Genomic DNA, 7,425 nt, shown 5'->3' on the forward strand with positions numbered 1-7,425 from the left:
CATGATAAGAAGTACACCAACCCGTTCAACGAGTTGGTGTTGAGCCTACTGACCTTGCGCTATTTGGTCTTGCCAGTCTAGAGTTGAAAACCAATATTGGTAGCGTTCATCTAACCAACCGTCTTGGGTTCGTGCATCAATCCACTGGTTGAAGAATGCTCGCTTATCTTCTTCTCCCAAACGTACAGCGAAGGCTTCATTACCTTGTGATAAACGCTGAGTAAAGGGAAGGAAGAGCTTGTCCGCATGTTTGATCGTTTCGTGTTCAGGCTTAGGGCTGGACGCAATAACGGCATGAGCGTTACCGTTCAGTACTTCTTGAAATGCTTGTGCGTCATCATCAAATTGCAAGATTTTTGCTTTAGGGAAGGTTTCACGCGCCACTTGGACGGTAAAAGCACCCCGGCGAGCCGCGATTTTTATCCGACGGGAATTAAAGTCTGAAAATTCACTAAAGCCAGAAGCCAAGGTTTTATTGGCGGCGATTTGTACGCCAGAGTGAGAATAAGGCGCGCTGAACAATACGCTCTTTGAACGTTCTGGGGTAATAGACATACCGCCGATAATAACATCAAACTTTTTAGCCAGTAGCGCGGGGATAATGCCATCCCAAGCGGTCGGGACAAATTCGACGTTTAATCCCGAATCTGCCGCCAGACGTTTGGCGACGTCGATTTCAAAACCGATTAATTCCCCCTGTTTGTTACGCATAGCCCAAGGCACGAATGTTGACATACCGACACGTAACGTTCCCCGTTCTTTGATTTGATCCAGATTCGGCGTTGTTGTACTTGGGTTCGCCAGTGAGGGGAGTGCAATGGTGATCCCTAGTAATGCGGTGATGGTTGCTCTGAATAACCTCATGTTATCTCCTTATAATTTGCGCCAACTGGCTCCTAGTTTGTGTTCTAGCCAAGCGGATAAGCCAGACAGTGATAATGTGAAGGCAAGGTAGATTGCCGCCACAGTAAACCAGATTTCAAACGGCATGGCCGTTTCAGAGACAATGTTTCTTGCCTCGGTAGTTAGATCGAAAATGGCCATCACACTGACTATAGAAGAATTTTTGATCAGTGATACCAGTTCGTTGGTCAATGGTGGTAATGTGCGTTGTAATACTTGCGGTAAAATAACGTCTTTATAGGTAAAGAAAGGTGATAACCCTAAGGTTTTGGCCGCTTCAAATTGACTGGTGGGAATGCTATTTAATCCGCCACGAAAGATCTCCGTGGTGTAAGCGCCTTGAAAAAGTGAAAGTGCCAAGATGGCGGTACTAAATCGGTCTAAGCCAATGACTGGTCCAAAAATAAAGTAGAGTAAATAAATTTGTACCAATAGTGGTGTGTTCCGAATTAATTCTACGTACACACTACCAATGGTATTACCGACTACAGATTGACTGAGCCTTAATAGCGCGGCCACGAAACCAATCACCAGAGTGAATAATAGACTTAGCGCGGAAATTTTGACCGTAATAATAAGGCCATCAATCAATTGAGCGGGCCACCATTGACCATCTTCATAGAAGGCGAGGTAATCAGGTACTCGTTCCCACTGCCATTGATACCCTATCACTTGAGCTCCTGAATCAAGAATCCAAGCCATGAGCATCAGTAGTATTATTATTTGAGCCACTGCTTGAAGAACGGGTTTAAAGACTCGATAGAGCATCTAGTGACTCAGAATTTGGTTTAAGAACGCTTGAGTGCGCGGATGTTTGGGCTGTTCAAATAAAGTCATTGGGGCATTCATTTCGATAATTTCACCTTCATCCATAAAAACGACGCGGTTGGCCACTTTTTTTGCAAAGCCCATTTCGTGAGTGACACAAATCATCGTCATACCGCTTTGTGCTAGCTTGACCATGACATCGAGTACTTCGTTAATCATCTCAGGATCGAGCGCCGAGGTGGGCTCATCAAATAATAGCAGATCAGGTTCCATACAAAGTGAACGAGCGATGGCAACACGTTGCTGCTGACCTCCTGATAATTGAATGGGGTATTTATTGGCTTGTTCTTCAATATTCACTCGTTTTAGGTAATGCAGGGCTCTTTGTTTGGCTGCTGACACACTGAGTTTTAGGGTACGGATTGGCGCGAGAGTAAGATTTTCTAAAACAGTAAGGTGGGGGAAAAGATGAAAATGTTGGAACACCATACCGACTTTACCGGGTTTGAGTGCGTCAGCATGAGCCGGTTGTCCGAACACAGTGAGTTGTCCAGCCTGGATGGATTCTAGATGGTTAATACAACGGATTAGCGTGGATTTTCCTGATCCGGATGGCCCGCAAATGACCAAGATTTCGCCAGAATGCACTGACAAATTAATATTCTTTAGGGCGTGATATTCGCCATACCACTTGTTTACGCCGTTGAATTCAACAACAATATTTTTCTCTTTCAAAAGGGATAACTGCTAGAGTAAATTTCTCGTTACCATAACAAGTTATTAACGATATTGCACCTGTTAATCAAGAGCAATCAGTATCCCACCGTTACGCTTATGGTTTGCTCATGATTTCACTGGTGGGATAGACAACCAATGAACCTCTTAAGTGATCAATCTAGAGGTCAATGTTTCCCTTCAAGCCATCAACGTATTACTTGAAGGGAAAGGGCACATTAACTGTTAATACGACGTCGCCACGCTAAGGCGAATAAGAGAACGCCCGTACCGAATCCAATGCTACCACCACTGCGACTATATTTAGTTTGGGAACGGTACTATGCTGGATTTGAGGAGGAATGCATTTTTTATTCGTAGCTTGATTTATCAGCATTGTGTCGGTTCGCTTCTAATGCTATTAATAAGCGCCTTTTGTTAACGTCGGGCTTGTCGTGGCTTTTGGAGCACAATCCTATAGGAACAAGAAAGACAGACACAGTGGCTAACATCATCGATTGAAGGTAATAATTTGTATGTTGATGACAACTTTGCATGAAGGAGAGATGTGTGAGTAGTGATAATGGTGGAATTCCTCGCCCTAGTGGCAAGGTAAACCCAATTGATACAGATTATACTGTTGGGCAAGATAACGTTGTGGTCTCTGTGGGTCCCTTCGGATTAGATATCCATAACCGAGTGTTTGCTGTATCAGGGTTAGCAATTGTTATCTTTGTGTTTGCTACTCTGATTTTTCGTGAGCAAGTGGAGCCGTTATTTGTTCATATGAGAGGTTGGTTAACCTCGCATCTGGATTGGTTTTTCTTACTCTCAGGTAATATTTTTGTCTTAATCTGTTTAGGTTTGGTGGTGTCACCGCTGGGTCGAGTCCGTATTGGTGGTACCGATGCAGTACCTGACTACTCCTATGTAGGCTGGCTTGCTATGTTGTTTGCCGCCGGAATGGGAATTGGTTTGGTATTCTTTGGCGTGTCTGAGCCAATGTCTCATTTTAGTAGTGCACTATCTGGCCCTGTATTTGAAAATGGCGTGCGAACGGACTGGGCACCACTAGGTGGCGCGGTTGGTGATAGTGAAGCGGCTCGTCGTCTTGGTATGGCCGCCACCATTTATCACTGGGCACTTCACCCTTGGGCGATTTACGCATTACTGGCTTTGGGGTTAGCGATTTTTTCTTTTAATAAAGGCTTACCGCTGACCATGCGTTCAGTATTTTATCCTCTGTTTGGTGAACGAGTTTGGGGTTGGACAGGACACATCATTGATATTCTAGCGGTTGTGGCTACGGTCTTTGGCCTTGCGACTTCACTGGGTTATGGGGCTTCTCAAGCCGCTACCGGTTTGAACTTCCTCTTTGGAGTACCATTAACGGATACCACCCAAGTGGTGTTGATTGTGGTAATCACCGGTTTTGCGTTAATTTCAGTGGTGGCGGGTTTAGATAGTGGCGTGAAACGCTTATCTGAAATCAATATGGGGCTTGCTGCTTTATTGTTGTTATTCATTGTGATCGCAGGACCAACTCTCGCCATTTTGACTGGGTTCTTTGACAATATCTTTGCCTATATCACGACATTACCTGAGCTTTCAATGCCGTTTGCGCGAGAAGATGTCAATTACTCACAAGGTTGGACTGCCTTTTATTGGGCATGGTGGATCTCTTGGTCTCCTTTTGTTGGGATGTTTATTGCCCGAGTTTCTCGTGGACGAACCGTGCGTGAGTTTATTGTCTGTGTACTCTTAATTCCGTCGACCGTTTGTGTTTTCTGGATGACCGCGTTTGGTGGCACCGCGATTAGCCAATACGTCAATGATGGTTATCAAGCCGTTATTGGGGCCGATTTACCGGTGAAATTGTTTGCTATGTTAGATGCGATGCCGTTGGCTAGCATAACTTCTGTTGTGGGGATTATCTTAGTGGTGGTATTTTTTGTAACCTCCTCTGATTCTGGTTCTTTAGTTATCGATACGATTGCTGCAGGTGGTAAAGTGGACGCACCGACACCGCAACGTATTTTCTGGTGTACGTTTGAGGGGTTAGTGGCGATTTCTCTGATGTTAGGTGGCGGTCTTGCCGCAGCACAAGCGATGGCGGTGACTACTGGCCTTCCGTTTACTATCGTACTGTTAGTGGCTGCCGTCTCCTTAATTAAAGGGCTGATGAGCGAGCCAAGAAAAGCTAAGTAACCAAGTAGCAAAGGTATAAAATGCCATTAAAAAAGCCCTAACGGTGGTTAGGGCTTTTTATTGGCTGATGATAATGGGTAAAAGTCAGGTTCGTTAGCGAATCAACAATAACGGAACGCTAGACTCAACAATGATTTTTGTGGTGTTGCTACCGACAAAAAACTGACGGAGCTTGGAATGTCCGTAAGCGCCCATAACGATTAGGCCTAGTGCATTGCTCTCTTGATAATTTAAAATGGCACGATGAACTTCACCCGTTAAGCTGGCTTCAACCACCTCAATGCCATTTTCTCTGAGTTTTTGCGCTGCTTTAGTAAAAGCTTCCGCTTTATCATTAGCATCTTCCACCATAACGAGGTGGCACGTCATCCCTTTCAAAAGTGGAGTATTGATGGCTTTTTCAACTAATTTGTGGCTAATTTCACTGCCATCAAAAGCTAATAGATAACTTTCTGGTGGCGTAAAGTCGCCCGTTGCCACAAGAATATGGCTTTTAATGGTACGAACGACACTCTCTAACTGAGAGCCCACCGCTTTGGTGTTACTTTGGTTCATTTCACCTGATTTACCGACCACAAGAACACGAATGTTTTGTTCCATATCAAGCAGTGTTTCTAGTAAGTCACCATGTTTTTGCAACTTAGTTAGATCAGCAAAACCAGACTCTAATGCTTTTGCTTCCAACTCATTGAGCAGTGCCTTTCCGTGCCTTAATGCGACTTTGGCTCGTTTTTCATCTAACTCAATCAATTCTTGTAGTAGATGTTCACGGCTGCCCAGCCCGATATTTCCTGAAAGCTCTGGCTCGGTTTCTCGCTCTGATTTATCAAGCACATGCAAAAGTGTTAATGGTGCAGACAGAGTTTGCGCAGTCCAAATGCTTAAGTCCGCTACTGATTGTGAGTAGCTAGAACCATCGATACAGGCAATAATATTTGTCATGACTTGCTCCTTAATGTCCGCCCATAAGTTTTTCTACTTCTTCAGGCTTATTGTGTATCCCAAATTTATCCACAATGGTGGCGGTTGCTTCATTCATCCCCACCAGATTCACTTCAGTTCCCTCACGGCGAAATTTTATCACCACTTTATCTAATGAGGATACAGCGGTGATATCCCAAAAATGTGCCGCAGAAAGGTCGATAGTGACACGCTCAAGGACTTCTTTGAAGTCGAACGATTTAATAAATTGATCGGACGAGGCAAAAAAGACTTGCCCAACAACATGATAAGTACGTTCGGTATCATTTTGAGTCAGATTACTTTTCACCACCATAAAGCGGCCAATTTTATTGGCAAAGAATAGTGAGGCAAGCAATACACCGATCCCCACTCCAATCGCGAGGTTATGGGTAAACACCACCACAACCACAGTGGTAATCATGACGATATTGGTTGAAATCGGATGGGATTTAAGATCTCGAATCGAGCCCCAAGCAAACGTACCTATGGAAACCATGATCATCACCGCAACTAACGCAGCCATTGGGATGAGTTTTAACCAGTCACTTAAAAACACCACCATGATCAACAAAAAGAGCCCAGCGCAGAAAGTGGATAAGCGTCCTCGTCCACCTGATTTCACGTTAATGATTGATTGACCAATCATTGCACAGCCCGCCATGCCACCGATAAAGCCGGTAGCTATGTTAGCTAGGCCTTGGCCTTTACATTCGCGGTTTTTATCACTATGGGTATCCGTGAGGTCATCGACAATGGTCGCGGTCATCATGGATTCGAGTAAACCAACCACGGCAAGTCCCGCCGAATAAGGCAGAATAATGAATAAGGTTTCAAGGTTGAACGGCACGTCAGGCCATAAAAAGATAGGGAGTGTATCCGGTAAGTCGCCCATATCGCCGACAGTGCGAATGTCGATACCAAAGCTGATGGCGATCAGAGTCAGTGTGATGATGCAAACGAGTGGTGAAGGCAACATCTTACCAATAACCGGGAGATAAGGGAAAAGATAGATAATAGCTAACCCCCCCAGCGTCATCGCATAGACATGCCAGGTGACATGAGTTAACTCAGGTAACTGAGCCATAAAAATTAAAATCGCCAGTGCATTGACAAAGCCAGTCACCACTGAACGCGATACAAAACGCATCAAGTTACCTAATTTTAAGTAACCTGCCGCAATTTGAAAAATACCGGTCAATACTGTGGCGGCTAATAGATACTGTAAGCCATGCTCTTTAACCAAAGTGACCATTAATAACGCCATGGCCCCGGTTGCTGCGGAGATCATCCCCGGGCGGCCACCGACAAAGGCGATAATCACCGCAATACTAAAAGAAGCGTATAGACCCACTTTCGGATCAACGCCGGCAATAATAGAAAAAGCGATCGCTTCAGGAATCAGTGCTAACGCAACCACAAGACCAGCTAAAACATCCCCTCGCACATTGGAAAACCAATCGCGCTTAATATTTTGTAACATGTTTGTTCTCTATAAAAATGAAATAAAAAGGTGTGAAGTGAGAGGTGAAGGTCGCGCTAGGGCGGCGTAAGTGGCATGCACGGTATCTCCTGACTGATATTGGGGGCGAGATCTTAGCCATTCAGACCCTAAAGGTCAATCAAGCATTTCTCCAAGTCAGGTGAATGAATTGATGTCGAGCTGGAGTTAATCATTCACTCAGCTATACCCTTCTTACTTCAATCTGCAGGAGTGTTGGCTACGTTCTTTCCCCCCAATCATATCGTCTGTCTATGCTCATGGGGATGATGAGAGCCATCTGTGGCTCTCATCAAAGGCCAGCCTACGGCTGTTCAAATTTGTTTCAGACAAATTTGTCACCCACTTGCCGCTTACCTGCAACGCCAAGT

General features: G+C 44.8%; 6 protein-coding genes and 1 pseudogene. 1 reads left to right on the forward strand and 6 read right to left on the reverse strand.

Going from position 1 to position 7,425, the window contains the following annotated elements; translation table 11 throughout:
- Window positions 1-45: 45 nt before the first annotated feature.
- The 4 genes and pseudogenes from CAG57_RS00270 to CAG57_RS16250 all read right to left on the reverse strand — a co-directional run.
- Window positions 46-864 (reverse strand): transporter substrate-binding domain-containing protein, encoded by an 819-nt coding sequence (locus tag CAG57_RS00270; RefSeq protein WP_099612257.1) that lies wholly within the window; start codon window positions 862-864, stop codon window positions 46-48.
- A gap of 9 nt (window positions 865-873) precedes the next feature.
- Window positions 874-1,671 (reverse strand): amino acid ABC transporter permease, encoded by a 798-nt coding sequence (locus CAG57_RS00275; RefSeq protein ID WP_161433678.1) that lies wholly within the window; start codon window positions 1,669-1,671, stop codon window positions 874-876.
- Entirely contained in the window at window positions 1,672-2,406 is a 735-nt protein-coding gene (locus CAG57_RS00280) for an amino acid ABC transporter ATP-binding protein (RefSeq protein ID WP_161428147.1), read from the reverse strand.
- Between the two features lie 218 nt (window positions 2,407-2,624).
- Window positions 2,625-2,696: pseudogene (locus CAG57_RS16250) on the reverse strand (GlyGly-CTERM sorting domain-containing protein); the annotation flags it as partial.
- 259 nt (window positions 2,697-2,955) lie between these two features.
- Here CAG57_RS16250 and CAG57_RS00290 point away from each other — a divergent pair.
- Complete coding sequence (locus CAG57_RS00290; protein WP_337247001.1) at window positions 2,956-4,593, forward strand: BCCT family transporter; 1,638 nt, start codon at window positions 2,956-2,958, stop codon at window positions 4,591-4,593.
- Between the two features lie 93 nt (window positions 4,594-4,686).
- On the opposite strand, the gene CAG57_RS00295 is transcribed toward CAG57_RS00290, so the two are convergent.
- Together CAG57_RS00295 and CAG57_RS00300 are read right to left on the reverse strand one after the other, a co-directional pair.
- The gene (locus CAG57_RS00295; RefSeq protein WP_161428149.1) at window positions 4,687-5,535 is read right to left on the reverse strand and encodes a universal stress protein; all 849 of its coding nucleotides are present in this window, start codon (window positions 5,533-5,535) and stop codon (window positions 4,687-4,689) included.
- A gap of 10 nt (window positions 5,536-5,545) precedes the next feature.
- The gene (locus CAG57_RS00300; protein WP_161428150.1) at window positions 5,546-7,036 is read right to left on the reverse strand and encodes a SulP family inorganic anion transporter; all 1,491 of its coding nucleotides are present in this window, start codon (window positions 7,034-7,036) and stop codon (window positions 5,546-5,548) included.
- Window positions 7,037-7,425: the final 389 nt, after the last annotated feature.

Source organism: Vibrio sp. V30_P3S12P165, assembly GCF_009904905.1.
Taxonomy (GTDB): domain Bacteria; phylum Pseudomonadota; class Gammaproteobacteria; order Enterobacterales; family Vibrionaceae; genus Vibrio; species Vibrio fujianensis.

Coding starts and splice junctions, on each gene's coding strand:
- CAG57_RS00295 (WP_161428149.1), bottom strand. CDS start 5,535: ATGACAAATATTATTGCCTGTATCGATGGTTCTAGCTACTCACAATCA.
- CAG57_RS00275 (WP_161433678.1), bottom strand. CDS start 1,671: ATGCTCTATCGAGTCTTTAAACCCGTTCTTCAAGCAGTGGCTCAAATA.
- CAG57_RS00300 (WP_161428150.1), bottom strand. CDS start 7,036: ATGTTACAAAATATTAAGCGCGATTGGTTTTCCAATGTGCGAGGGGAT.
- CAG57_RS00270 (WP_099612257.1), bottom strand. CDS start 864: ATGAGGTTATTCAGAGCAACCATCACCGCATTACTAGGGATCACCATT.